Origin of the sequence: Columbia Basin potato purple top phytoplasma (genome assembly GCF_028595955.1) — a bacterium.
Classification (GTDB): Bacteria; Bacillota_I; Bacilli_A; order Acholeplasmatales; family Acholeplasmataceae; genus Phytoplasma.
Genome location: NZ_JANHJP010000005.1, coordinates 1 through 25,542 on the forward strand (window position 1 = coordinate 1; position 25,542 = coordinate 25,542).

A 25,542-nucleotide genomic window follows, 5' to 3' on the forward strand; every position below is an offset into this window, starting at 1 on the left:
ATTTTTGTTAAATTAAAATTATTTAATAGTTTAAAATATCATCTTCAGTTTTCAAAGAAATAAGTTTAATCATAAGATTTAAATAAAAAGTTAATTCTTAAATGGTGAAGGGGGATGGATTCGAACCATCGTACCTGTTACGGAGCAGTTTTACAGACTGATGCGTTTAGCCACTTCGCTACCCCTCCGAAATATAAAAAGAAATAAAATAATTAAACTAAACTTTTAACTAAAATAAAAGTACAAATAATTTTAACATAATTTATAAAAAAAACAAAATAAAATTAAATAAAATTAATTTTTTTTAAATTCATAAATAATATTTCTATTTTTATAAATTTCAATTTTTAAAAATTAATTTATTCAATACTTATAATATTTTACATAAATTTTTTATAAAATTCCAAAAATTAAAAATAATATTTTTTTATTTTATATAAAAATATATAAAATATTAAAAATTTATTTAAATTATTAAAAAATAAATATAAAAAAATATGAATTATTATCTATTTTTTTTATCTAAAGAATTTATTTTTTTAATAATTTTATTTATATTAAAATTTGTAATTTGATTAAAAATAGTTTTTAAATGTTCTTTAGTAAGAATTTCAATTTTTTCTTCGATCTTTAAAGAAGAATTATTTAAAGATTTAGATATTTGTTTAATTTTTTCATTTTCTTCATAAATTTTTACTAAATTATTTTGTATGTTCTTTAAAGAATTATTTAAAATTTTGTCTTTAATTTTTTGAAAATTATCTTGTATTTCTTGTTCTTTATAAAATTCTTGTCTTTTTTCTGAAATAGCTAAAATTAATTCTTTATTTTTACGTCCTAAAGCAGTAATAATATTCAAAAAAATAACTAAATAAGGAGGGCGAATAATGAACATATTTTTATATCCGCTAACTTTCTTAACAGGTGCATCATTTTCTTTATCATATTCTAATTCACTTATCAAAAGAGCAAATTCTAAATTTTTATTATTACGATCTTTATCTATTTTTTTAAAAAATTGTTCGTTTTTTTGTTTTGGCCCATTTTGTAAATTTTTGACTTCTGTTTTAATTTCTAAAAGAGCTGAAGTTAAAATTTCATTTTCTTTTTTATTTTCATTAAAATGTAATTTATAAATGAAATCGCCTTTAGTGCCTTTTATAATTTCGTTATCTTTATACCAAGACACATCATCCATAATTAATATTTGATTTTGTATTTCGTTATTACACCATTTTTCTAAATTTTCGCCTATTAATTTAATATTAAAATTAGATCTGGTTAATTTTAATTTGGTAATTTCATTTTTTAATTCATAAATTTCATTATTTTTTTTATTTTCTAATTCCATTAATAATTTAGATAATAAAATTTCTTTTTCATTATTAGAAATAATTATTTTCTGTTCATATTCTTGTTTTATCTTTGAAACCATATTTTTAATTTCTTCTTCTTTTATTGTTTTTTGTAATAAAGTTAAATTTAACTCTAAACAATCTTTAAGATCAATGATATCTCCTTTAGAAGCGTTTTCTTGTAATTCTAATTCATATGAATTTTTAATTAAAACTTTTATTTTTTTCATATTTTATCTTTGCTCTATTTAATTTTTTTTAAAGAAATAATTTCGTTAAAATACATTATTTTGTCAGTTATATTTATTAAATAAAAATAACCTCTTCTAATGAATTGAAATTTAATATAATTTTGTTTTATATCTAAACCTCCTTCAATAAAACATTCTTTTTGAATCCAAGACGAATAATTAAATTCTTCTTTTAAATCTTGAGGATTTTCGCTTATAAAAAGTGGTTGATAAAAATTTATAATGGTTTTTTTTAATGTATTCTTTTCTACAAAATGAATAGTACCATTAGGTTTTCTTTCATTAAAAGAACTGCCGCTTTTAGTTTTAGGATCGTAAGTTGCTAAAATTTCAATAATTTCACCTTTATTATTTTTAATAACATCAATAGCTTTAATAAAATAAAAATAAAATAACCTAATTTCGCCATTTAAGAAAAATTTTTTAGATTTAGGATCGGATTTTTCGATTTCAAAATCTTTTTTTTCAATATAAATATGTTTAGAAAAAAATACTTTACGTGAACCTAAAAAATCTAAATTATTATGATAAGGTATTTCTCGAGATTCTATTTTATCATCAGGATAATTAATAATAGTTACTTTTAAAGGATCTATAACAGCCATTATTTTTGGAGATTTGTTTTGTAAATCTTCTCTTAAACATGAATCTAACATATTTTGATTCATATAAGAATTATTTTTTGATAACCCGATATCAAGAATAAATTTTTTTATAGATTCTGGAGTATATCCTTTATTTTTCATCCCTATTAAAGTAGGCATTCTAGGATCGTCCCAACCATTAACTAAATGAGAATTAACTAAAAATTTTAAACTTGTTTTACTTAAAACTGTTCTAGCCATATTTAATCTACCAAATTCTATTTGAGTCGGAATATGTTCCATTTCAGTTTCTTTTATTACCCAATTATATAAACATCGATGATCTTCGAATTCTATAGAACATAAAGAATGGCTAATACCTTCAATAGAATCTGATAAAGGATGAGAAAAATCATATGAAGGAAAAATAAAATGATGTTTTTGTTTCAAAGTATAAGCGTCCATAATTTTATATAAAACAGGATCTCTTAAATTCATATTAGGACTTGCCATATCAATTTTAGCTCTTAACACTTTTGTGCCTTTTTTGAAACATCCTTTTTTCATTTTGATAAATAAATCTAAATTTTCTTCTGCACTGCGATCGCGACAAGAAGAATTTTCACCTGGTCGAAATAAATCGCCTCTTTTTTGTTTTAATTCTTCTTCACTTGAATCATCTACAAATGCTAATTTTTTTTTAATCAATATAATCGCTTTTTCAAAAATTATATCAAAATAATCAGAAGTAAAACAAATTTTATCAGGAGTATAACCTAACCATTGCACATCTTTTAAAATAAAATCTAAATATTTTTTTTTCTCTACAGTAGGATTAGTATCGTCATATCTTAAATAAGTTTTACCGTTAAAAATTTTAGCTAATTCAAAATTCATAATTATAGAACGAGCATGACCTAAATGAAGAAGACCATTTGGTTCAGGAGGAAAACGAGTAATAATTGTTTTATATTTTCCTTTAGCCAAATCTTCTTTAATAATGCTTTTAATAAAATTAGATTCTTGCAACATGAAATAAATAAAAACCTCACTTATTTAAATAATATACACAATTACATTTATAAATTATTGAAAAATAAAGATAAATTTGGATCTCCTGTTAAATTATACTTTTTTTTACTTTTTGGATAGCCAAATATATTTTGATAATAAGCAGCAATCCCAATCATAGCAGCTTGATCAGTGCAATATTTCGGAGAAGGGATTATTAATTCTAAATCTTGGAAAAAAATCTGAAATTGTTTTTTTAAAAATTGGTTTGAAGCGACACCGCCTACAATTACAAGTTGTTTAGAAGGGTATATACTTAAAGCTTTCTGTGTTTTATTTATTAAAGCATCTATTATACTTCCTTGAAAAGAAGCACAAACATTATTAATATTGAAATTCTTTGTATTATGAATAAAATTTATAATTTGACTTTTTAAACCAGAAAAACTAAAATTTAAATTTTTATTATTTAAATAAGGGCGAGTAAAAGATAAATTATCTTTACCTTCATACGATAATTTTTCAATTATAGGGCCACCAGGATATCCTAAATTTAAACTTCTAGCAATTTTATCATACACTTCACCTACTGCATCATCTAAAGTAGTACCTATTTTTTCAATTTCAAAATGTTTTTTTAAATAAAATAATTCAGTATGGCCGCCCGAAACCAAAAGAATTAAAGAAGGAAATTTTAATTCATATTCTATTTGAACAGAATAAATATGACCTATTAAATGATTAACACCTATTAAAGGTTTGTCATAAATATAAGCAAATGTATTTGCTGCATTAATCCCGGCGAACAAAGAACCAATTAAACCTGGCCCTTGAGTAACTGCTACTAAATCAACTTCTTGAGGGGTTATTTTAGCTTCTTTTAAAGCTTTTTGCAAAACCAAAGTAATAGTTTCTACATGTTTACGAGAAGCTAATTCTGGTACTACTCCGCCAAATTCTTGATGATACTTTATTTGCGACCAAACAATATTAGATAAAATATTTTTTCCATTTTCAGTAACTGAAATACTTGTTTCATCACAACTAGTTTCTATTGATAAAATTATCATATTAAAAAAATATCCTATGTCTTTTTTTTAAAAAATAAAACAAAAAATTTATATTTCAAGAACGAATATAATAACGAGGAACAAACAAAGAAGGTTGTCGAACTTCCTTTAAATGTTTAAAAACATTAGAAGGAGATATTTTAAAATTGTTTCCTTCTAATAAAATATGATTTTCAAAATTATTTAAAAAAAATTTTGTATAAATATTTTCAATTAAAATAATTTTTTGATTTTTTAAACTTAAACTATAGAAACAATTTTTATTAGCATAAATTTTAGGAGTTTTTATATCTTGTTTATAACCACTAGATAAAAGTAATAAACTACTAATTTGATATAAAGGTATATTTAATTCTAAAGATAAAATTTTAGAAGTTAAAACAGCCAATCTACTGCCTATATAAGAACCAGGACCGGCGCCTACAATAATACCTTTTAATTCTTTCAATTTCAAATTATTTTTATTTAATATTTGAGAAATTAACGGAATCATTTCAGAAACAAAATTTTGTTTCAATAAATTTTTATTTATACTAATGATTTCTTCTTTTGTGATTAAAATCACCAACTGACAATTAGTAGAAACATCTAAAATAATATACTTGTTCATTTGCAAACCATATAAATACACTTTCTAAATTCAAAAAAATAATATAAAATACACATTACAATTAAATATTTTGTTTTACAATAATATTTCTGTTTTTATTATCTAAAACTTTAATTTGAATATAATAATCCCATTCATCCAATAAATGCATTATATTTATATTAGTTTCAATGACTATAATATCCCCTTTATATGTATTTTCCAATAACTCTTCTATTTCTATTAAAAAATTTTTCTCTTCATTTTTATTATCTAAAATACGATACAAATCTAAATGATGTAAATTCTTTATATCATTCTTATAAGTTTTTAATAAAAGAAAAGTAGGACTTGTAACTTCGTCTTCTCGAACACTTAATTTTTGAGCTATACCTTTAGTAAAAATTGTTTTACCTGAACCAACCCTACCTTCTATAATAATATAAATTTTTTTATCAAGGTTTACATATCTATTAAGAAGTGTTTCGCACAAATTAAAACCTAAATGTTTAGTTTGAGACTCTGACAAAGTTATTGCAGAATAAGTGATTATTTTATTTTCTAACATATTTTATCAAACCTTAAATATAAATTATTTATTTTTGGAATAACAAAAAAATAAAAAATCATCTAATTTAGATAATTTTTACTCCTTAGATGATTTATATTAAAAAATATTTAATTTAAAGCACTTCTATTTTATCTTTATTATTAACAACAACAATATTAACTAATCTATCATCTGTTTTTAATTTTACTAATTTGTTTCCTTGAGTAACTTTAGACTTAAGAATTGGTATTTTACTATTATTCAATAATCTAATAACTTTTCCGCGATCAGAAATTAAAATTAGTTCATCACCATATAAAATAGTTTTTAAAGCAATGATTTGACCATTTTTAGATGTGATTTTTAATGTTTTAATTCCTTTGCCGCCTTTTTTTTGGATTTTATATTCATTAACTTTATTTTTTTTACCATACCCTAATTCAGTTACAACTAAAATATCTTGTTTATCCGAATCAATAACAGTAGCGCTTATAACATTTTCATTAGGATCTAATCTCATCCCGATAACTCCACTGCCTTGTCTACCAGTTATTTTAACAGATTTTTCCTTAAAACGAATTGCTTTCCCATTAGAACTAGCCATAATAATATCTTGATTGCCTAAACTATTTAAAACTGTTAAAACTTCATCATCTTCTTTCAAAGTAAAAGCTTTTTTACCTTTATTTTGAATATTTTGATAATCTTTAATATTATTTCGTTTTATTAAACCTTTTTTAGTTACTAAAACTAAATAATTATTATTTTTATTTAGATCAGGATTAATACTTGTTATAGAAGTTAAAAATTCTCCTTCACTTAAAGGGATTAAGTTAATTAATGGTATGCCTTTGGCTTGTCTTGAATAATCAGGTATTTCATAACCTTTCATACGATATACTTTACCTTTATTAGTGAAAAACAATTGATAGTCATGAGTAGAAGTAGTAACAAAATGTTTAACAAAATCATTCTCATTCATAGTGATACCGCTAACACCTGTACCACCTTTGTTTTGTTTTTTGTAAGTATCTAAACCTAAACGTTTAATATAACCTTTATTAGTAATAGTAATCAAAATACGTTCTGGTTTTATTAAATCTTCATCTGTTATATGGACATCAACATCTTTTCTAATACAACTTTTTCTTTCATCTTTAAAAGTTTTTTTCAATTGAAGTAATTCTTTTTTTAAAATTTTTTCTTTTTCAGATTGGGAATTAATAATTTTTTCACATTCTTCAATTTTTTGAATTAAATTTTGTTCTTCTATTCTAATTTTTTCTATTTCTAAATTAGTTATTTTTTGTAAACTCATTTCTAAAATGTATTTACTTTGAATTTGATCAAAATTATATTTTAACATTAATTTTTCGCGTGCATCTTTTACATCTTTAGAATTTTTAATTAATTCAATAGCAGCATCAATATCATTTAAAACAATTACTGCAGATTGAATTAAATGTTTTTTATTTAAAGCGTTTTTTAATTCAAATTTTTTTTGACGATTAATTATATCTATTCTAAAATTAAAAAAAGCTTCTAAAATTTGTTTTAAATTAACAAGTTGAGGTTTTTTATTAATTAAAACAATCATATTAAAATGAAAAGATACTTGTAATTGAGAACGTTTATATAAATTATTTAAAAATACTTTAGGATTAACATCTTTTTTTAAATCAATAACAATTCTAATACCTTTACGATTTGAAGATTCATCTCTTAAATCTGTAATACCATCTAAAAGTTTATTTCTATATAAAAAAACAATATTTTTAATTAAATTACTTTTTTTAATTTGATAAGGAATTTCAGTAATAATAATTGAACTTTTATTTTTTTCGGACATTACAATTTCTGTTTTAGAACGAATAATGATTTTCCCTTTACCTGTTTCATAAGCTTCTTTTAAATTGTCAACTTCTAAAATTTCGCCTCCTGTAGGAAAATCTGGGCCTTTAATATATTGCATTATATCAACAATAGAAATAGTTTTATCATTTATATAAGCAACTAAAGCATCAACTACTTCCCCTAAATTATGAGAAGGAATATTAGTAGCCATTCCAACAGCAATTCCTGTAGCTCCATTGACTAAAAGATTAGGAAAACTTGTTGGTAAAATAACTGGTTCTTTTTCGCTATTATCATAATTATCAACAAAATCAATAGTTTCTTGATCTATTTCTTTTATTAATTCCATGGCTATTTTAGACATACGTACTTCTGTATAACGCATTGCTGCAGCAGAATCACCATCAATAGAACCAAAATTACCATGGCCATCAACTAAAGGATAACGATAATTAAAATTTTGAGCCATTCTTACCATCGCCTCATAAATGCTACTATCTCCATGAGGATGATATTTACCCATAACATCACCAACAACCCTAGCTGCTTTTTTATAACTAGATTGAGCAACAACGCCTAATTCTTTCATACTATACAAAATTCTTCTTTGAACTGGTTTTAAACCATCCTGAATTTCTGGCAAAGCTCTAGAAATAATAACGCTCATTGCATAATCTAAGAAAGATTTTTCCATTTCATCATTAATATTAACTTCTTGAACTTGACCTATATTATTAGGATCATCCACTGAATTAAATTCATCAAAAGAATTATTTTTTTTCAATTTATTTAACATAACTTTAACGCCTTTTTTTTAATACTTCGAAAAAATATTAATAAAATTAAACATCTATATCTGCTTTGGCAGCATTTTGTTCGATAAATGCTTTTCTTTGAGAAACTACTTTTCCCATTAATTTATCAAAAACTTTATCAGCTTCTAAAATATCTTGTAAAGATACTCTTAATAAAATTCTTTGTTTAGGATCCATAGTAGTATTCCAAAGTTGTTCTGGATTCATTTCTCCTAAGCCTTTATATCTTTGCGAATAGATTTTTTTATTTTGGCTTTCTATTTCATTTTTATAATCTTTAAAATCTTTTTCATTATAAAAATATTTAATTTTTTTATTACATTCTGTTTTATATAAAGGTGGTTGAGCAAAATAAATATAACCTTCTTCAATTAAAGGTCTTAAGTTCCTAAAAAAGAAAGTAAGAATTAAGGTTCTAATATGAGCTCCATCTACATCGGCATCCGTCATTATAATAATACGATTATAACGAGCTTTTTTTAAATTAAATTCTTTATCTATACCTGTTCCTATAGCTTGTATTAAAGAAACAATTTCATTATTTCCTAAAACTTTTTCTACATTTGATTTTTCTACATTTAGAATTTTTCCTCTTAAAGGTAAAATAGCTTGAAATTGAGAATCTCTTCCTTGTTTAGCGGATCCGCCTGCTGAATCACCTTCTACAATATATAATTCTGATGAATTAGGATCTTTATTATAACAATCAGTTAATTTAGAATCAAAATTTAATAATTCTAAAGACATTTTCTTTCTAGTTATTTCACGTACTTTTTTAGCAGCTACTCTAGCTTTCATAGATAATAAACATTTTTCAAGGATTTTCTTAGCTTCTTGTGGGTTTTCTAATAAATAAGTTTCTAAAGATTCACCAAAAGATTTAGATATAAACTGTCTTACTTCATGATTACCTAGTTTATTTTTAGTTTGGCCTTCGAATAAAGGATTAGAATATTTTAATGAAATGATAGTTGTAATACCTTCTAAAGTATCTTCGCTAATTAAACTAATTTCTTTTTTTAAAATCTTCTTATCCTTAGCATATTTATTTAAAATTCTATTTAAAGCTATTTTAAAACCTTCTTCATGTGTACCGCCTTCTTTAGTAGGAATATTATTTACAAAAGAATAAATATTTGAGCTATAATTTTCAGAATATTGGAAAGCGATTTCATAAAAAATATTATCAAAAGAATATTCTTTATAAAAAATTGAATTTAAAGTTTTTTTATTTTGGTTTAAATATGAAATATATTCTTTAACTCCTTCTTTATAATAAAAACTAAAATTTTGAGAAGGTGTTTTTTGATTATCGATAATATTTAATTTAATATTTTTATTAAGAAAAGCTATTTGTTGAATTCTTTCTTTTAAGATATCCAACTTATAATTAAAATTTTCTATACTTTCGAAAATAGTCGGATCAGGAGTAAAAGTGATAATTGTACCTTTTCTTTTTGTAAATCCTTTTTTAAGTAAAGGAGTTATCGGAATACCTTTTTCATATTTTTGATAATATATTTCTTTATTTAAATGAATCTCAACAGAAAACCAAGAAGATAAAGCATTTACAACAGAAGCTCCAACTCCATGTAAACCTCCAGAAATTTGATAAGAAGAATTATCAAATTTGCCCCCAGCATGTAAAGTAGTCAAAATAGTTTCTACAGCAGGTTTATTAGTTTTTTGATGAATATCAATAGGTATTCCTCTTCCGTTATCAGAAATACGAATAACATTGTTATCTAAAAGTTCTAAAGTAATTTCGTCAGCGAATCCTGCTAATGACTCATCAATAGAATTATCTAAAATTTCCCAAACTAAATGATATAAACCTTTTTCGGAAGTAGATCCGATATACATACCAGGTCTTTTTCTAACAGCTTCTAATCCTTCTAAAATTTGAATACTATCAGCATTATATTTTTTATCCTTAGCCATTTATAAATCCAAAACCCTTTGCTATTATTGATGTTATTAATAATAAAATAAAAATTTGATATAATTAAACAAATAAAAATCAATTTATAAAATATTTTATAAGATATTATAACATAAAAACAAGAATAATATTATAAAAAATAACGTTTTTTACGTATTTTTTATTTTAATAAATAATTATTTTTGAAATATATTTAAACAATAAATTTTTATTATCGCTTTCCAAAAATTAATAAAAAATTTATTTATCAAAATAAAAAAAATTATAAGCTTTGTATAAACTATTAATTAATAAATCGACATCATTTTTATTATTATGAATACCAACTGAAGCTCTTATTGTACTGATTTCTCTCATTTGTTCTAAAGTTAATTGGGAACAAAATTGTCCTGTTCTTACATAAATATTGTCTTGAATTAAAAAATGCTCAATATCATGAGAATGTAAATTTATAAAATTAAAATTAATAATATTAGTTATTTGTGAAGTAAAAATTTTAATTTTAGGTATTTGACTCAATTTATTAAACAAATATTGAGCTATTTTTTTTTCATATTCAAAAATTTGAGTTAAACCAATTTCTTCAATGAATTCTAAAGATTTTTCCCAAGCAATAATATTGGCAATACTAGGTGTACCGGCTAACCATTTATAAGGTGAATCGCGAAAAAGAAAATTATTTTTTTGAATATCAATTTCTTGAATGCTGCCGCTTCCTACAAAAGGTGGTCTTAATTTTTTTAAAAATTTATTTTTACCAAATAATATACCTAAACCAAAAGGACCATATACTTTATGTGCTGAAAAAGTCATAAAATCAACGTCTAAATCTCCAACATTTAAAGGTATATGTGCTGCAGATTGTGAAGCATCTAAAATAACTAAAGCTTTTGTTTTATGAGCTAAAGCAGTAATTTCTCGAATAGGGTTTATATGACCTAAAACATTCGATACATGAGTCAAAACTATAATTTTGGTTCTATGTGTTAAAACTTCTTTAAAATTGTCGATTTGAATTTGATATTGTGAATCTAAAGGAATGAAAACTAATTTTGCTTTTTTTTGATTAGCGATTTCCATCCAAGGCAAAAAAGAAGAATTATGTTCCAAAGAAGACACAATAATTTCATCTTGTGACGAAATAGAAGAAGATAAACTTTGAGCAATAATATTTAAACTATCTGTGGCTCCTTTAGTAAAAATAATTTCTTCTGGTTGCGATTTTAAAAAAAAGGCAGTTTTTTGTCTTGTTCTTTCTAAAATTTTATTATTTTCTAAATTCAAAGGATTAGAACTTCTAATACTTAAACCATTATTATGATAAAAATCTGTTAAAGCTTCAATCATTTTATAAGGTTTTAAAGAAGTGGCTGCTGTATCAAAATATATCAATTCAGGATGTTTTTGAAAAATAGGAAAAAAAGAACGAAAATTTTTTATTTTTTTCATTTACAACAACGTTACCCTTTCTATACAAAAAACACAAAAAAATATTTTTAAAAAATAATTATATTTAATATTACCTTATCGGAATCAAACAAATTTTATTTTAAGAACTATAATATAGAAAAAAATTATAAATATAAATAAATACAATAAAAACATTCCATCCAAAAATTTATTTATTGACTAATTGCAATTACTTTTATATTATAATAATATGTTTAATAAAAAATGATAATTTAAATTAATACGATTAGTTAACTTAATTATTTAATTAATAACTTTCAAATAAATATTATTTTGTTATATTATCAATGAATAAATAATTAAAATCATATTTTAAAATAAAAATATTACATCTAAATTAAATTTAGTTTTTAAAAAGTAAAATAAATTTATTAAAACGGATTTACTAATTTTTATATAATTTTTTAGAAAATATAAAATAGAAAAATATATTTATAGTTTATTAAATTTTTCTCATTTCAATGAATTATCATTTATGTTTTGAAAGTTTTTTTAAAAGGACAAAATAAAAAATGCAAATTACACAAAACATTTTAATAATAATTTTATGTTATTTAATTGGTTCTATACCTGTAGGTTTAATAATTAGCAAAACATTTAAAAATAAAGATTTACGTTTATTAGGTTCTAAAAATATAGGTTCTTCAAATGCAACTAGAATTTTAGGTTTCAAATACGGTTTAATTGTATTTGTTTTGGATTTTTTTAAAGGTTTTTGGTTATTTTTTATGAAAAACCACAACCAAAATGAACATTTATTTTATTATGGAACTGCTGTCATTTTAGGGCATATGTTTTCTATTTTTAATAAATTTAAAGGTGGAAAAGCAATAGCAACTTCAGTAGGTTTTATTACGGTTATAAATCCTTATATTGGGTTATCAGGTATTTTATCCTTCATTATTATTATAAGAATTTGGGGTTATGCTTCTGTTGCTTCAATTATATCTACTTTATTAGTTAATATTTTATTATGGATTCGATATATTTTTTGCTCACCATATGAAGAAGATGTTATTTTAGTTGATAAAACAAGACTTTCATTAATTTTAATTATTACTATTATTATTTTTATAAAACATCTAAAAAATATTCAAAATTTAATAAAAAAACAAGAAAATAAATTTAATTTTGTTAAAAAAAAATAAAATATTTTATTAAAATCTCTTAAAATAATTCAAACTTGTCAGTCATAATCTAAAATTTTTTATCAAAAAAAAAAAAAAAAAAAAAAAAAAATTTGAAAAAAATAAGTGATTAATATTTTTTTCAAATATTTTTTATTTATTAACGATAATAAAAATAAAAATTTGGAGGCCCTGGACGGATTTGAACCGCCGATCAAGCTTTTGCAGAGCCATGCCTTACCACTTGGCTACAGGGCCCTAATAATAAAAAATATTTTATTTTTTTATCATTAGAAATTCAATGTCTTCTATTTTTCTAGGGATATGTTCGGTTAAATTTATATTACCATCATCTCTAATTAAAATATCATCTTCAATTCTAATACCTAAATTAAATTCTTCAAAATATAAACCAGGCTCTATAGTGATAACACTATTGTGTGGTATAGGTTCATTCATATTTCCAACATCATGAACATCTAAACCTAAATAATGGCCTAAACCATGATAACAATACTTTTCTATTTTGTCATTTTCTTTTAACAAATTATGTTCTTGAAGGAATTTTGTTAAAATATCTTTTCCATATGCATTCATATCTGCAAAAGTATATCCTGGTTTAATCCATTCAATAATTTTTCTATTTGTGTCTAAAACTATATTATAAATAACTTTTTGTTGCGAAGTAAATTTTCCGCTCCCAGGCAAACATATAGAAATATCAGAAGCATAATTATTATAATTAACGCCTAAATCCAATAAAATCAAATCATTTGCTTTAATTTTATCTTGTTGTTTGTTATAATGTAAAATAGTAGCATTTCTACCAGAAGCTATAATATTATTGAAAGAAGATCTAAGATTTCTTTGTGCTAAAAAATAATTATAATATGCTGATAGTTGATACTCATATATACCAGGCTTTACAATTTGAGTTATTTCTTTTAAAGCTTCAGTTTGAACTTCAATCGCTTTTTTAATTAAATAAATTTCTCTTTCATCCTTGATAATCCTCATATCTATTAAAAAACTACAAAGATCATAAATTTTTATATAAGGATAATTTTTCGAAAGCCAATTAGCTTTAATTAAAGATAAATTAGAAAACTCATTTAAACTCTCCTTAGATAAATCCAAATAAAAATTTTCGATAAATCCATATTTAGAAATTCTTGAAGTGTTTAATAACCTAACTAAAAAAGAATCTAAATTATTAATATCTAAACAATTTAATAAAGGAATGGAACTTAATTCTGATGCTTTTTTAAAAGTTAAAGTTTCTCCATCCCATTTATTTTTTAAAACATCATTAGATTTTAAAAATAAAAAAGACTCTTCATGACCATATTGACTTTTAACAAGTAATAAAACAACGTTATCATCTTCTATTCCTGTTAAATAATAAAAATTTTTATTCAATTTAAATTTTAAATCAATTGAAAAATTACTAGGATTAGAAAATAATAAAGCGATACTGCCTTTTTTCATTCGAGAAAACAATAAAGAACGTTTGTCAGAAGAAAAAGATAACATTTTAACTAAACTCCGTAATTTTTTTTATTTTTTTTCCTTATGTACAGTATGTTTACGTAAAAAAGGACAATATTTTTTAAATTCTAAACGACCTGAATGATTCTTCTTATTTTTATAAGTATGATAATTTTCTCTACCACATTCTGTGCAAATTAATTTTACTAAAGTACTCATTTTTTTTCAAACCTTTTTTATCATTATATCTTTTCGCTCATAACAAAAATAATAATACTAAATTTAATATAATAATTTATTTCGCAAAAATATTATTTTTTATTTACTAAAGGCGTAATAGTGCCATTTTCTAAAGATAAAGGATAATCATAAATAACTTCTCTCATCCTTTTGAATAATACACAAATAAAACCTTTTTGAAAATCAATACGAGTAACAACTCCTATTTCTATTTCATTTGACACTTTAACTTTTTCACCAATAACATAAGTATCATTATGCCAAGCCATGATAATAAATTCCTTCTTTATTTTTTTATGATTATACAGATAACATAAAAAAATACTTTTAATTTTTAAAAATATTTTTTATTTAAATGAATCTTTAAATTTTTTGCTTATTTTAAATACTGGTACATCTTGAGATGGAATAGTTAAAACTTTTTCGCTTTTAGGAACTTTACAAATTCTTTCTTTTCTATGTTTTAAATGAACAGCTCCTAAATCGCCAATGATTACTTTAATCACTTTTGCTTCTGGGTTAGTTTTTTTTTCCAATTTTAAATTTTCGGCTGTAACTTCGCTTAAACAAGATAAAAATTTATCTACTTGATCTTTTTTCATGCCTAATTTACTAGATATTTCACTAATTAACTTTGATTTATTCATTATTTTTAATTCTCCTATTTTTCATTATTTTTTAAATTAAATCTAGTAAGATTCTAACATAAAAAATAATATTATCAACATAAATTAACAAAATACAAAATAATTTTAATTATTTTCTTTAATATTTATTAAAAATATTGAACAAAATATCATTAACAGATGCGTTTTTGTCAAAGACCGCTTTATAGGCGCTTTCAATAATAGGTAAATTAACCTTATTTTTGACAGCTAAATGATAAAAAACCTTCAAATTATAAATTCCTTCAATAACTTGAGTTGTTTTATTGTAAATTTGTTCTAAACTTTCGCCCATCTGAATTTGTTTGCCAGCTTTATAATTACGAGAATTTTTATTAAAAACAGTAACTATTAAATCGCCTATTCCAACTAAACTTAAAAAAGTTTCAGTAGAGTTGATATTTAAAAATAAAATTAAAATTTTTTTCATTTCAATAAGACTAAAAGTAATAAATGCTGAACGAGCATTAGTTAAAAAACGAGAATTATCTAAAATACCACTAATAAAAGCTAAAGCATTTTTAACAGAAGAACAAATTTCGCAACCTGCTACATCACTCAAAGTAGATACCTTTAAATAAGTTTCGTTAGAACACATTTGACTGATTGCTAAAGCAAACTTTTGATTCAAAGAAACAGCATTTAAAAAAGTGATTTTTCTCAAAACTACTTCTTCTGCATGAGATGGACCAGCTAAAAAAGCATAATTTTTAATTTTATTTGCTGATATTTCTTCTTGAATAATTTGAGAAATAATTTTATTACTTTTAAATTCAATCCCTTTAGATAAATTAATAAAATTTTTGCCCAAAGTTAAATTTTGATTAATTTTTTGAAATAAATTTCTCATACTTTGAGCTGGTACAGATAAAAAAATAAAATCTGAAAAATCAAGTGCTTTTTTTAAGTCATCAGTAGCTTTAATTTTATCGGATAACAAAACATCAAAGCAAGGATGTTTATGTTGATTTATTTTATTGATATATTCTTTATTAATATCATAAATTAATATTTCTTTTTTATTATCAGCTAACACTTGTGCTATAGTAGAACCCCAAGCGCCGCCTCCAATAATAGTAATTTTTTTCATTAAACAAAAACTTCTTTCTTTTTAAAAATTATTTTTAAAGGAATACCGATTAATTCTAAATTTGTTCTTAACTGATTTTTTAAAAATCTTTCATAAGAAAAATGAATAAACTTAGGATCATTAACTAAACAAATAAATTCAGGACTTTTAGTAGCTACTTGTTTTAAATAATAAAATTTAGCTTTTCCTTGATTAAAAAAAGAAGGAGGATTAAGTTGAACAGCTTCATTTAAAATATCATTTAATAAATGAGAAGAAAATCTTTGTTTATAATTTGAAAAAACTTTATCTAAGGTCGTAAACAAAGTATTAATTCTTTTTTTATTCTTAGCAGATAAAAAAACTATAGGAGCATAAACAAAAAATTTAAATTCTGTTCGTATAAGAACTTCAAATTTTTTCATATCTTTATTAGAAGTTTTTAATAAATCCCATTTATTACAAACAATAACGCAAGGTTTTGAATAATTAAAAATAAGAGCCGCAATACTTCTATCTTGTTCAGTGATAGGTTGATTAATATCCAAGACAAAACAAACGATATCGCTTCTTTCAATGGCATCCAAAGCTCTTAAAAAACTATATTTATTTTGTTTTTCATATAAATTTTTATTTTTACGAAAACCAGCAGTATCTATTATGTGATATCTTTGATTATTTTTGTCAAAAATAGTATCAACAGCATCTGTTGTTGTACCAGGTATCTCAGAAATAATCATTCTATCTTGCGACAATATAGCATTAGTTAAAGTTGATTTCCCAACATTAATACGTCCTACTAAACAAAATTTTAAATCTTCAGTTGAATTACTTATTGTTTTTTTATTTCGTGGCAAATAAGAAATAATTTTATCTAATAATTTGCCGATACCAATACCATGTTGAGTGCTAATTCCAATAATATTGTTGAATCCCAAAGAATAAAAATCATAAATATTGTCATGTAACATAACATTATCTATTTTATTAACCGCTAAAATAACATTTTTATTATTTTTATATAATAATTTAGTTATCTCAAAGTCTTCTTGTACTAATCCATTTTGACCATCAGTAACCCAAATAATTAAATCACATTCCGAAATGGCTAATTCAGTTTGATATTTAATTTGTTGAACTAGAGGTGCATCCTCAAAAACAATGCCACCAGTATCAATAATAAAAAATTTTTGATTCAACCACGTAGCTTCGGCATAAATACGATCTTTAGTAGTTCCTGCTTTTTCATAAACTATCGCTAATCTCTTATTTAAAATCCGATTAAACAAACTAGATTTTCCTACATTAGGTCTACCTATAATAGCTACTTTAAAATTCATATTTTACTCTTTATATTATTATTGATATTTAAAAATATTATTCTTCATAAAATATTTCTTTTTTTATGCTAAATAAATAAAAATATTTTTGCATTAAAATAAAACAATTTAAGAAAAATACATTTATATTTATTATTTTTTTATATATTCGAAAAAATTACTTTTTTTAAATCTATCTTTTATATCTTCTTTATTCGATAAACATAAAAAATATAAACAACTTTTTATTTGAATAAAGAATTGAAATAAATAATTCGAATTGAAATTGTCTGAAAACTTTTTACTTCAAAAAAATATATAATAAACTTGTTATTATTTCTAAAAATATATACTTTAATAAGCTCTAGCAAATAAAATTGTTTGATTAGCTTTTTTATTAGTAACAGGACATATTTTAGTAATTAATTTTTGCGAAATAATAACTCTCGCTGTCGCTCCTGTTTCTTCTTTTATAATTTTTTCTGCTTCATTCTCATGAACACTCATTTTAATATAACCTGTATTTGGAAGGTTTTTTTTGAAATCTTCATAAGTTTTTACTTCTAATATATTTTGATTTAAAAAATCTAAAGCTTTTTGAAACATGTTTTCGTGAATTGTTTTTAACAAAGTAGAGATTTCTTTTAATAAATCTTTTTCTTTAATAACTTTTTTTTGAAAATTATATCTTGTAAAAACTGTAATATTATTTTCTTTTAAATTTATGGGCCCTAATTCTATTCTTAAAGGAACGCCTTTTAATTCATAATGACTAAATTTCCAACCAATATTTTTATTTTGATTATCCAAAACAACCCTATATTTTTTATGTAATTTTTTATATAACTCATTAGTTTTTTCTAAAACTTTTAAGTCGGAAGTTTTAATCGGAATAATAACTATTTGAATAGGAGCAATGAAGGGAGGTAAAACTAATCCTTCATCATCTCCATGAATCATAATCAAAGCTCCTATTAATCTTGTAGAAACACTCCAAGAAGTTTGTTCCGCAAATTTAGTTTGTAAATTAGAATCTTGAAATTTAATTTGAAAAGTTTTAGAAAATTTAGTGCCTAAATAATGAGAAGTCCCTGCTTGAAGAGCTTGCTTATCATTCATCAAAGCTTCTATGGAATAAGTCAATTCAGCACCTTTAAATTTTTCGAATTCTGTTTTTTTACCCGAAACAAAAGGAATAGCTAAAAGATCTTTGCCTAATTTTTTATATAAATTTAATATTAAATTAGTTTCTTTTATAGCTTCTTCTTTTGTCGCATGAACTGTGTGTCCTTCTTGCCATAAAAATTCCCTACTTCTTAAAAAAGGTTTGTTAGTTTTTTCCCAACGTATAACATTACACCATTGATTGAATAATTTAGGTAAATCACGATAAGAAAATATTTTTTTAGAATAATATTGCGAAAATAAAACTTCTGAAGTCGGTCTAACTATGAATTTTTCTAATAATTCTTCTTCGTTAAATTCTTTAATTTTCAGAGCTTCAGGTGCAAAACCTTCAATATGTTCTTGTTCCTTTTTAAATAAATTTTCAGTAAATAATAAAGGAAAATAAACATTTTGATGATTAAGTTTTTTTAATTGTTTATCTATAAATTGTTGAATTAATTCCCATATAGCATATCCATAAGGCAAATAAATAAAAAAACCTTTAATATCTGAATAATCCAATAATTCTGATTTTAAGCAAATTTCTTTATACCATCTACCAAAATCTAAAAAGCGCGGAGTTATTTCTTTTACTAGTTTAAATTTTTTCATATTAAAATAAATTCCTTTTGTGTGATGGATAACCTAATTATAATAAATTATTTCTATTTAATAAAAATAAAAATTATTGTTTTTTTAATAATTGAGAAAAAAGATTGATTTGATCTATTCTTTCCCAAGAAAATAAATCATCATTGCGTCCAAAATGTCCTTCGCAAGATGTTATTCGAAACAAAGGTTTCTTTAAATTTAATTTTTTAATAATGCCTCTTGGAGTTAAATCAAAATTTTCTTCGATCATTTTTAAAATCAAAAATTCCGATACCTTATTAGTCCCGAAAGTATTTATAAAAAAACTTACAGGTTTATCAAAAGCTATAACATAAGAAATTTGTATTTCGCATTTATCACATAAACCAGCAGCAACAATATTTTTAGCTAAATATCTAGCCATATAAGCACCACTTCTATCTACTTTAGAAGCATCTTTACCACTAAAACAACCGCCTCCATGACGAATTTCTCCGCCATAAGCATCTTGGATAATTTTACGACCTGTCAAACCTGTATCAGCAAAAGGCCCGCCAATAACAAAACTTCCTGAAGGGTTAATATAAAAATTCGTCTTATCGGTGATAAGTTTAGGATCGATTACTGGATTAATAACATGTTGTAAAATATTTTTTTGTAAAAAATTTTGAGTAATATTTTCTTCATGTTGAGCCGAAATAACAATAGAATCTATATAAAGAGGTTTATTTTTCTCATCATGAACTAAAGTAACTTGAGTTTTTCCGTCCGGTCTCAAAAAAGGAAGAATTTTATTTTCTCTAACTTCGGTCAACTTTAAAGATAAACTTCTAGCTAAAAAAAAATTTAAAGGCAAAAACAAACTCGTTTCATTAGAAGCATAACCAAACATCAATCCTTGATCGCCTGCGCCTTTACCAATAATATTTGATAATTCTATAGATTGTTCGTGAAGAAAATTTAAAATAGATAAATTATGATAACAAAAATTCTCTTTTTCTCGATCATATCCGATATCTTTTACAACATTTTTAACAATTTGTTTTATTTGTTCAGAACTTAATTTAAAAGAAGTTTTAATTTCGCCTAGAATAATAACTTTTTGTTTCGTAACTACAGTTTCTATAGCTACTTTAGATTCGGGATCACCTTTTAAAAAAGCATCTAATAAAGCATCAGAAATCTGATCTGCTATTTTATCAGGATGTCCTTTGGTAACTGATTCACTACTAAATTTTTTCATACAATTTTCCTGGTAATTTTATATATTAATATTATTCTTTTAAATAATATTTAAGGTCAATTTTGTTTCTTTTTTTAATTCAAAAAATAAAATCCTTTTTTAATTAAAAAAAGATCCAATAAATCTTTTTTTGAATCTTTTTTTATAAAATATTATTTTTTTATAACAATTAAACTAAAACAATATAACAAGCTTGTTCTCTATCTTTAACTAATTTAATAAAAAACGTTACTTCATCGTTTTCTTCTAATTTTTTATATTTATTTTCTTGATAATGACCAGACGTTTCTTTGTTATTTCCTTCTATAATGTAATTAGAATGGCAAAATAAATCGTCTTCCATTTTATCTCTTTTATCAATTAATTGATCTATTTCTGACTCATTTAACGAAAATTGTTCAGCAATTTCATCATATGAAACTTCATGAAGAGGTTGTACTGATTTAAGAAAACCATAACCTTTAGTTTTGTCGAACCATTTAACAACACCTTTAAATTGGATTTTTGTTCTTTTATCCATTAGTTAATTTTAAAACTCCTTTATTTATATATTATATGAAACACCTTTTATATTATATATTAAAAATTAGGTAAATAAACATTTTTTTATAATATATTCAACAAATAATTTCAAATATGATAAAATAAATTAATAAAAAAATATAAAAAAGCCTTTATAGTTTAATGGAAAAACATGTCAATGGTAATGACAAAATACAAGTTCAATTCTTGTTAAAGGCACCAATAATTTATGCTATATATTTTTTTTATGTTATAATAATTAAGTGTTTATTTTAAATAAATTTTAAAGTTGCGAATGTAGTATAGTGGCTATTACTTATGCTTGCCAAGCATAAGACGGGGGTTCGATTCCCCTCATTCGCTCCAAAAAATAAAAATAAAATAATAATTAAAAATAAAAAAAACTATCTTGAATAAAGATAGTTTTTTTTATTTAGTTTTAGAATTTAAATATTTTATTAATTTACTTATTTTTTTCTTTTTCATTAAAAAACCACGTTTAGAATGAAAATCTAATTTATGTTGTTTTAAATGTTCGTTTAATTGATCTACTTCTTGAGATAATATATTAATTTGTACTTGAACATGACCTGTATTAATTTCAGAATTAATGGTGTCCTTAACAATTTGTTTTTTTTGTTCTTTGTTTAAAGCCATAAAATAAATTCATTTTCCTTTCAAATTAAAACTTCATTTAAATATAATGTTAATTTTAATTTTTTATAATTTTATATTTTTAAAAATTTTTCTATATCCAAAATAAAAACAGTAGCTCCTCCAACAGTAATTTCAGAAGATAAAGGTGCATAAATACTCATCTCATTTAAAATATTATTAGGGATTAATTGTGTTTTGGTTTTAGAATGTTTTCTTAAAATGTCTAAAACTTGTTCTACTTTTTCTTTTTTTAAACCTATGATAAAAGTAGTATTACTGGTTTTTAAAAAACCTCCTTTAGTAGTTAATCTAGTGCTAAAAAAATTTTCTTTATTTAAATGTTCTTGTACCTTATTGGCATCTTCATTTGACATTATTGCTAAAATTAATTTCATTTCATTATCCATAATCAATCATATTATATATTATTTTTTTAAAAAATAAAATAATTAATCATTTATTAATTACACCATAATAAAACCAAACAGAACAAACATGACATAAATTCCCTAAAATAACAAATACATGCCAAATAAAATGATAATATTCTTTATATAAATTTTTATAAAATAAAACACCAATGCTATAAAAAATACCTCCCAATAATAAAAACAACAATATTTTATAATCTTCCTTAAAATCACTCGCCAATTTAGGTATAATAAAAATACCACTCCAACCTAATAATAAAAAAAACATTAAGTGAATTTTATTACCTTTATTCATTTTAAATATTTTAAACAAAATGCCTACTAATACTAAAAAAGATTGTAAAATAAAAAAAAATATTTCTAGTTCATAAATACTTATTTTTAAAAATAAAAAAGGTAAAAAACTACCCCAAATCAATAAATAAATACAAATATGATCCAATATTTGAAAATATATTTTAGCTTTTGTAAAAGATAAAGAATGATATAAACAACTAATTAAATAAAGTATAAACATGGTTAATGTAAAAAAAAACAAGGGCCATTCAAATTTATTATATTCTCTATAAAACATAAAAAAAATAATAATACTAAAAATAGCCATTAAACCATGAGATATAGCATTTAAAATTTCTTCTGATACCATTTGTTTTCGAGTTTCTCTTGTAGGCCATTTCATATTTATTTTTTCTCTTTTTTCATTATATTAACATAATAATTTATTAAAGTATTTATTTTTTATCTAAATTACTTAAAATTTGTTTTAAAAGTTCTTGATAATTATGATTAGTCAATTTATCACTGTTATCATTAAAAATAATTTTCATATCTTCATAAGAAAAACGAGGCAATAAATGAACATGATAATGAAATATTTGTTGCCCTGCTGCAACACCATTATTATTTATTAAATTAATACCTTTACAATTAAAAGTTTTAATTAAAATTTTACTTATTTTTTGAACTATACCAAATAGATGTTGAAAAACATTCGGAGGTACATCTTCGATATTTTTATATTCTTCTTTTGTAACAACTAAAGTATGACCTTTAGTAACTTGCATAATATCTAAAAAAGCAATAACTAATTCATCTTCATAAATAACATAACCAGGAATTTCTTTTTTAATAATTTTTGTAAAAATAGTAGACATATTAAAATAACTTTCTCCCCCTTCTTTTATTTAATAACTTAAATAAAAATTAATTTAACATATTTTTTATTAAAATATATTTTTGAAAACAAAAATAAAAATATAATTAAAAAAATAATTTTAAACTTCAAAATACTTTTTAATATTTTTGAAATTACACTTAGCTATCTTTTGAAAATAAATCAAATTTTTATTTTTTTTATAAATTTGATTTATTTGTTCATCTACTTGAACGCCTGCTCCTAATAATAAATTAATTCCTATTTCATTGCTTAAATTTAACATTTCTTTCAAGAAATATCTTCTAGCTAAAATAGAAGCTAAAGCTACACTTAAATATTTAGATTCGGCTTTAGTTTCGAATATAATTTCTTTATATACTTCTTTTTCATTTCTTAAATAATGAAAATAATTTTTAGAACTAACGAATTGATCTAAAATAACAATAGCTTGTTCTTTATGTTTTTGAAAAAGTTCTAAAATCGCTTTATTATGTGATAAAGCTAATAAAGCTTTAATATTATTAAAACCATAATTTTTATATAAAAAATTATATTTTGAGGGAGATAATATTTGAATTGAATAAATAATTTTATCTTTTATGTGTGAAATAATTTCATTAATTCGGTGTAATGATAATTTTTTAGAATCTTTTACGCCTATCTGTTTTAAAAAAGATATTTGTTCTGGTTTTACTAAAACAGAGCAAACAACAATAGGACCAAAAACATCTCCTGTACCAACTTCATCTGAACCAATAATATTTTTGTTTGAATATTCATAATTATCTAAATGTAAAATTTTTTTAATATATTCAGCCGCTTTATTAACTTCATTACCCTGAAGTAAACAAGTTCCGTTATTATAACATGTTATTCTAACTTGTGTTGTGTTTATTATTAAAAAAATATTCTTTTGAGAATTTTTAATAAGAAATTTTTCAAATTTGTTTTTTAATATTTCCAATTTTTCTGGATTCAAATCTTTAAAAACATATACTTGGTCCATAAATATAAAATTATTTCACCTTTATAAATTTTATAAAATAAAAAAATATTTATTTGTCTAAACTCCAATCAATAGGTAAAATTTTATTTTTAATTAAATAAGAATTGGTTTTGGAAAAAGGTTTAGAACCAAAAAAACCTTTATAGGCCGAAAAAGGAGAAGGATGAGGGCTTTTTAAAATATAGTTTTTATCTATATCAATGTATTTCTCGTATTCTTGAGCGGATTTGCCCCACAAAATATAAACTATTTTATTTTTTTTATTCAAAAATTTAAAAATATTTTTTGTAAATTCTTCCCAACCAATATTTTTATGACTTAAAGGTTTTTCTGATTCTACTGTTAAAATACTATTCAACAATAAAACTCCTTTTAACGCCCATGAGGTTAAATTATTATTATAAGATATTAAATTTAAATCATTTTTTAATTCTTTAAAAATATTTCTTAAACTTGAAGGAGTTATTTTACTTTGAGTGCTAAAAGATAATCCATGAGCTTGATTTATGCTAAAATAAGGATCTTGACCTAAAATAACTACTTTAACATCTTGAAAAGAAGTTAGGCTAAAAGCCTCAAAAACATTTTGTAAAGGAGGATAAATTTTTTTTTCTTTTTTAATTTCATTTTTTATAAAACGCATTATATTTTGAAAATACTTCTTCTTTTTTTCTTGAGCAATAAAAGTTTGCCACATTAATTATTCCCTCTTTATTTTTTAAATTTATTATTCAGTAAGAGAGAATAATTTTTTTAACAAAAATGGTATTTTCAAAATTAAATAAATAAAACAAATTAAAAAAAAGGAGTTTTTTTTATAACTATTTTCTGTCCACTCCTTACCGAATAATTTAGATAAAGGAATAGTATTAACATGTTTAGCAAAAATATCTTTATATTGTGTACGAAAAGGATCGATATATCGATTATTATCCCCTTTTGTTCTAATTTTTTCTTCACTTACAATATTTTCTACAACTCTATGAATAATAGGTGTTTTTGGAGATACAGATTCATTATGAAAAATAACAATATCGCCTTTTTTTAAATTTTTTTTCTCATTTAACGAAATTTTTTTAACTATAACAATATCATTTACATTAATTAAAGAGGACATGCTAGGACTTATAACCCAATAATAATCAAAATAAAATGTATTAATAATTTTTTCATGTTCCCAAAATATTTTACATAAATTAACGATCAATAAACACCAAAGACTAATATTTATAACACAATTAATACAAAACACAATAATTCTAAGAAAATAATAAAAATATTTTTTATAACGATTTTTTCTCATAACCATCTTTTCTACCTATTTACATTCCTTAACATAGATCTTTTTATTATTTAATAAACTAAAATTT

At 22.6% G+C, this 25,542-nt stretch carries 25 protein-coding genes and 4 tRNA genes; 3 read left to right on the forward strand and 26 right to left on the reverse strand.

Annotated features, from left to right (window positions below):
* Positions 1-102: 102 nt before the first annotated feature.
* From M8044_RS01505 to M8044_RS01545, 9 genes are all read right to left on the reverse strand, one after another.
* Positions 103-188 (reverse strand) — tRNA-Tyr (locus tag M8044_RS01505).
* Between the two features lie 317 nt (positions 189-505).
* Complete coding sequence (locus M8044_RS01510; protein ID WP_273585304.1) at positions 506-1,585, reverse strand: DUF2130 domain-containing protein; 1,080 nt, start codon at positions 1,583-1,585, stop codon at positions 506-508.
* A 14-nt stretch (positions 1,586-1,599) separates the two neighbouring features.
* Positions 1,600-3,222 (reverse strand): glutamine--tRNA ligase, encoded by a 1,623-nt coding sequence (glnS, locus tag M8044_RS01515; RefSeq protein WP_273585305.1) that lies wholly within the window; start codon positions 3,220-3,222, stop codon positions 1,600-1,602.
* A gap of 47 nt (positions 3,223-3,269) precedes the next feature.
* Positions 3,270-4,271, reverse strand: coding sequence for a tRNA (adenosine(37)-N6)-threonylcarbamoyltransferase complex transferase subunit TsaD (gene tsaD / locus M8044_RS01520; RefSeq protein ID WP_273585306.1), 1,002 nt, complete (start codon positions 4,269-4,271; stop codon positions 3,270-3,272).
* Between the two features lie 55 nt (positions 4,272-4,326).
* Positions 4,327-4,881, reverse strand: coding sequence for a tRNA (adenosine(37)-N6)-threonylcarbamoyltransferase complex dimerization subunit type 1 TsaB (gene tsaB / locus M8044_RS01525; protein ID WP_273585307.1), 555 nt, complete (start codon positions 4,879-4,881; stop codon positions 4,327-4,329).
* A gap of 61 nt (positions 4,882-4,942) precedes the next feature.
* The gene (tsaE, locus tag M8044_RS01530) at positions 4,943-5,428 is read right to left on the reverse strand and encodes a tRNA (adenosine(37)-N6)-threonylcarbamoyltransferase complex ATPase subunit type 1 TsaE (protein ID WP_273585308.1); all 486 of its coding nucleotides are present in this window, start codon (positions 5,426-5,428) and stop codon (positions 4,943-4,945) included.
* Between the two features lie 115 nt (positions 5,429-5,543).
* Positions 5,544-8,060, reverse strand: coding sequence for a DNA gyrase subunit A (gene gyrA / locus M8044_RS01535; RefSeq protein WP_273585309.1), 2,517 nt, complete (start codon positions 8,058-8,060; stop codon positions 5,544-5,546).
* A gap of 46 nt (positions 8,061-8,106) precedes the next feature.
* The gene (gyrB, locus tag M8044_RS01540) at positions 8,107-10,020 is read right to left on the reverse strand and encodes a DNA topoisomerase (ATP-hydrolyzing) subunit B (RefSeq protein WP_273585310.1); all 1,914 of its coding nucleotides are present in this window, start codon (positions 10,018-10,020) and stop codon (positions 8,107-8,109) included.
* Positions 10,021-10,261: 241 nt separating this feature from the next.
* Positions 10,262-11,470: an aminotransferase class V-fold PLP-dependent enzyme gene (locus M8044_RS01545; protein WP_273585311.1), complete on the reverse strand. Its 1,209-nt coding sequence runs from the start codon at positions 11,468-11,470 to the stop codon at positions 10,262-10,264.
* A gap of 533 nt (positions 11,471-12,003) precedes the next feature.
* On the opposite strand from M8044_RS01545, the gene plsY reads away from it, so the two are divergent.
* Positions 12,004-12,639 carry a glycerol-3-phosphate 1-O-acyltransferase PlsY gene (gene plsY / locus M8044_RS01550; protein WP_273585312.1) on the forward strand — a complete coding sequence of 212 codons (636 nt, stop codon included), beginning with the start codon at positions 12,004-12,006 and terminating at the stop codon, positions 12,637-12,639.
* A 163-nt stretch (positions 12,640-12,802) separates the two neighbouring features.
* On the opposite strand, the gene M8044_RS01555 is transcribed toward plsY, so the two are convergent.
* The 10 genes from M8044_RS01555 to M8044_RS01600 all read right to left on the reverse strand — a co-directional run bounded on the left by M8044_RS01555 (position 12,803) and on the right by M8044_RS01600 (position 20,920).
* Positions 12,803-12,876, reverse strand: a tRNA-Cys gene (locus M8044_RS01555).
* Between the two features lie 18 nt (positions 12,877-12,894).
* Positions 12,895-14,151: an aminopeptidase P N-terminal domain-containing protein gene (locus M8044_RS01560; RefSeq protein WP_273585313.1), complete on the reverse strand. Its 1,257-nt coding sequence runs from the start codon at positions 14,149-14,151 to the stop codon at positions 12,895-12,897.
* A gap of 24 nt (positions 14,152-14,175) precedes the next feature.
* Entirely contained in the window at positions 14,176-14,325 is a 150-nt protein-coding gene (gene rpmG / locus M8044_RS01565) for a 50S ribosomal protein L33 (protein ID WP_273585314.1), read from the reverse strand.
* Positions 14,326-14,417: 92 nt separating this feature from the next.
* On the reverse strand, positions 14,418-14,615 hold the full coding sequence (locus M8044_RS01570) for a hypothetical protein (RefSeq protein ID WP_273585315.1): 198 nt from the start codon (positions 14,613-14,615) through the stop codon (positions 14,418-14,420).
* Between the two features lie 78 nt (positions 14,616-14,693).
* Positions 14,694-14,993: an HU family DNA-binding protein gene (locus M8044_RS01575; RefSeq protein WP_273585316.1), complete on the reverse strand. Its 300-nt coding sequence runs from the start codon at positions 14,991-14,993 to the stop codon at positions 14,694-14,696.
* A gap of 118 nt (positions 14,994-15,111) precedes the next feature.
* On the reverse strand, positions 15,112-16,101 hold the full coding sequence (locus M8044_RS01580) for an NAD(P)H-dependent glycerol-3-phosphate dehydrogenase (RefSeq protein WP_273585317.1): 990 nt from the start codon (positions 16,099-16,101) through the stop codon (positions 15,112-15,114).
* Positions 16,101-17,420: a ribosome biogenesis GTPase Der gene (gene der / locus M8044_RS01585; RefSeq protein ID WP_273585318.1), complete on the reverse strand. Its 1,320-nt coding sequence runs from the start codon at positions 17,418-17,420 to the stop codon at positions 16,101-16,103. The genes M8044_RS01580 and der overlap by 1 nt, the downstream gene beginning before the upstream one ends.
* Before the next feature lie 333 nt (positions 17,421-17,753).
* Positions 17,754-19,178, reverse strand: a complete 1,425-nt coding sequence (proS, locus tag M8044_RS01590) for a proline--tRNA ligase (protein WP_273585319.1) — start codon at positions 19,176-19,178, stop codon at positions 17,754-17,756.
* 73 nt (positions 19,179-19,251) lie between these two features.
* Entirely contained in the window at positions 19,252-20,400 is a 1,149-nt protein-coding gene (gene metK / locus M8044_RS01595) for a methionine adenosyltransferase (protein WP_273585320.1), read from the reverse strand.
* A gap of 169 nt (positions 20,401-20,569) precedes the next feature.
* Positions 20,570-20,920, reverse strand: coding sequence for a hypothetical protein (locus M8044_RS01600; RefSeq protein WP_273585321.1), 351 nt, complete (start codon positions 20,918-20,920; stop codon positions 20,570-20,572).
* 150 nt (positions 20,921-21,070) lie between these two features.
* Here M8044_RS01600 and M8044_RS01605 point away from each other — a divergent pair.
* Positions 21,071-21,144: transfer RNA gene (locus tag M8044_RS01605), tRNA-Thr, on the forward strand.
* Between the two features lie 69 nt (positions 21,145-21,213).
* Positions 21,214-21,288: transfer RNA gene (locus M8044_RS01610), tRNA-Gly, on the forward strand.
* Positions 21,289-21,351: 63 nt separating this feature from the next.
* Here the strand turns inward: M8044_RS01610 and M8044_RS01615 are convergent.
* The 7 genes from M8044_RS01615 to M8044_RS01645 form a co-directional block, all read right to left on the reverse strand.
* Positions 21,352-21,579 carry a 30S ribosomal protein S15 gene (locus M8044_RS01615; RefSeq protein WP_273585322.1) on the reverse strand — a complete coding sequence of 76 codons (228 nt, stop codon included), beginning with the start codon at positions 21,577-21,579 and terminating at the stop codon, positions 21,352-21,354.
* Positions 21,580-21,650: 71 nt separating this feature from the next.
* Positions 21,651-21,974 (reverse strand): cyclic-di-AMP receptor, encoded by a 324-nt coding sequence (locus M8044_RS01620; protein ID WP_425306205.1) that lies wholly within the window; start codon positions 21,972-21,974, stop codon positions 21,651-21,653.
* Between the two features lie 58 nt (positions 21,975-22,032).
* A complete protein-coding gene (trhA, locus tag M8044_RS01625) occupies positions 22,033-22,689 on the reverse strand; it encodes a PAQR family membrane homeostasis protein TrhA (RefSeq protein WP_273585323.1) in 657 nt (218 codons plus the stop codon).
* A gap of 52 nt (positions 22,690-22,741) precedes the next feature.
* Entirely contained in the window at positions 22,742-23,164 is a 423-nt protein-coding gene (locus M8044_RS01630) for an HIT family protein (RefSeq protein ID WP_273585324.1), read from the reverse strand.
* 120 nt (positions 23,165-23,284) lie between these two features.
* On the reverse strand, positions 23,285-24,172 hold the full coding sequence (gene rnhC, locus M8044_RS01635) for a ribonuclease HIII (protein ID WP_273585325.1): 888 nt from the start codon (positions 24,170-24,172) through the stop codon (positions 23,285-23,287).
* Between the two features lie 49 nt (positions 24,173-24,221).
* Complete coding sequence (locus tag M8044_RS01640; RefSeq protein WP_273585326.1) at positions 24,222-24,869, reverse strand: uracil-DNA glycosylase; 648 nt, start codon at positions 24,867-24,869, stop codon at positions 24,222-24,224.
* A 30-nt stretch (positions 24,870-24,899) separates the two neighbouring features.
* A complete protein-coding gene (locus M8044_RS01645) occupies positions 24,900-25,481 on the reverse strand; it encodes a signal peptidase I (protein WP_308705351.1) in 582 nt (193 codons plus the stop codon).
* Between the last annotated feature and the right edge of the window lie 61 nt (positions 25,482-25,542).